Origin of the sequence: Nitrosomonas sp. GH22 (genome assembly GCF_009833115.1) — a bacterium.
In the GTDB taxonomy this organism is placed as follows: Bacteria; Pseudomonadota; Gammaproteobacteria; order Burkholderiales; family Nitrosomonadaceae; genus Nitrosomonas; species Nitrosomonas eutropha.
The window spans coordinates 1-1,701 of record NZ_QRCA01000045.1 but is presented as its reverse complement, the minus strand read 5'-3'; the positions used below and the strand labels follow the sequence as shown (position 1 = coordinate 1,701).

1 protein-coding gene is annotated in these 1,701 nt (G+C 43.8%); it reads right to left on the bottom strand.

The window, feature by feature from the left end:
- Nucleotides 1–219 precede the first annotated feature (219 nt).
- Nucleotides 220–1,376 (bottom strand): IS3 family transposase gene (locus ABF86_RS11470; RefSeq protein ID WP_160803619.1). Its coding sequence is split into 2 segments (ribosomal slippage): nucleotides 220–1,106 and nucleotides 1,106–1,376, totalling 1,158 coding nucleotides; the frame shifts between segments, so codons are not numbered across the junction.
- Nucleotides 1,377–1,701 lie beyond the last annotated feature (325 nt).

The following is a 1,701-nucleotide window of genomic DNA, read 5'->3' as shown; positions in this document are numbered from 1 at the left end:
GGGTTTGTTTACCGTATTTGTTTGGTATTTTAAATATGGATAGTTAAATGTTGATCGATATATAGCGGGGATCGCTTGCGGAACTGTTATCAGACAAATTGACGAACAGAGGTATCTGGGCCGAGGACAACTGACATTTCATGAGAGACGTACTGCAGTACCGCTTCCATTGGTGAGACCTGCCAAAGGTGATGTGTCAACACTTTTCTGGACACAAAGTTAAGCAGCATTTTGCTGCAACTCGAAATCAACAGGCGATATATACCCATTAGCTGAATGCAATCGCTCTCGGTTGTAAAACACTTCGATATATTCAAACACAGCCTGTTTAGCTTCTTCCCGAGAATGAAACGTTTGATGATGGATCAATTCTATTTTTAAGGTATGGAAGAAGCTTTCCGACACGGCGTTGTCCCAGCAATTTCCCTTCCGGCTCATGCTTTGTTGGATGCCATGCTGCTTTAGTAATTGCCGGTGACTTTCTGAGGCGTATTGGCTACCCCGATCGGTATGCCATAACAGGCCTTTGTCGGGTTTACGTTTCCAAATAGCCATCTGGAGCGCATCGTTGACTAACTGTGTTTTCATATGTGCGGCCATTGACCAGCCTACGACCTGCCGGGAAAACAAGTCGATCACGACCGCCAGATACAACCAGCCTTCCAGGGTATGAATATAAGTGAGATCGCCCACATATACCTGATTTATCTGATCTATGGAAAACTGACGATCCAAATAATTAGGCGCAATAGGCAATTCATGCTTTGAATGAGTGGTAGCTTTAAATCGACGTTTGGTTTTACAGGCCAGTCCGGCTTCCTTCATTAGCCGGCTTATTCGCCGCCGACCCACGGATCGGCCTTGGTGAGACATAGCTATTTTGAGACGGCGGGTGCCGTATGTATTCCGGCTTTTTTTAAATAATTTTTTTACAATACTGCTGAGTTGCTCGTCTTCTCGTTCCCTGAATGAAGGAATTCGATGCAGCCAATCATAGTAAGCACTCTGTGAGACCTGTAAAAATCGGCACATCGATAACACGGTGAATTCACCTTGATGCTGTTTGATCCAGGCGTACTTCACCGTTGCTCCTTGGCAAAGTACGCGGCAGCCTTTTTTAATAGGTCGCGCTCCTCGGTCAGTCGGGCAACCTCTTTTTTTAGCCGCTTTAACTCTTCATAGAGATGTTCGTCAGTGCGCACTGCCTTTATGTTATCAACCGGTCGACTGTATTTACTGATCCAGGTATGTAAGGTGTTTTCATTCACGCCAATTTCTCTGGCGGTTTGGGCTACAGGTTTATCCGATTCAATGGCCAACTTTACCGATGACTCCCTAAATTCAGCTGTATAGACTTTGGGTTTTTCTTGGATCATTTAAATACATTCCTTCTTTCAGTTATTTTAAGGAATGTGTCCGGTTTAGTGTAGCCACATCAAGTTTGGATGGTGTTCTAAACCAGAGGGGGCAAATTTAGATTGCCGATGAAGCAGTAAAAGGGGTCAAAATTACATTGCCGTTGACAATTACTGTATCATTACTAGTATTATGACATGCAGGTAGAGATTATGTTTGACGGCAGGTACGGTATCCCGATACATTTTTTGAACGAATGAAAAAATACGTCTGCATTTCTGCATTTCTGCATTTCTGCATTTCTGCATTTCTGCATTTCTGCATTGCTCCAATGCGATTCTACCA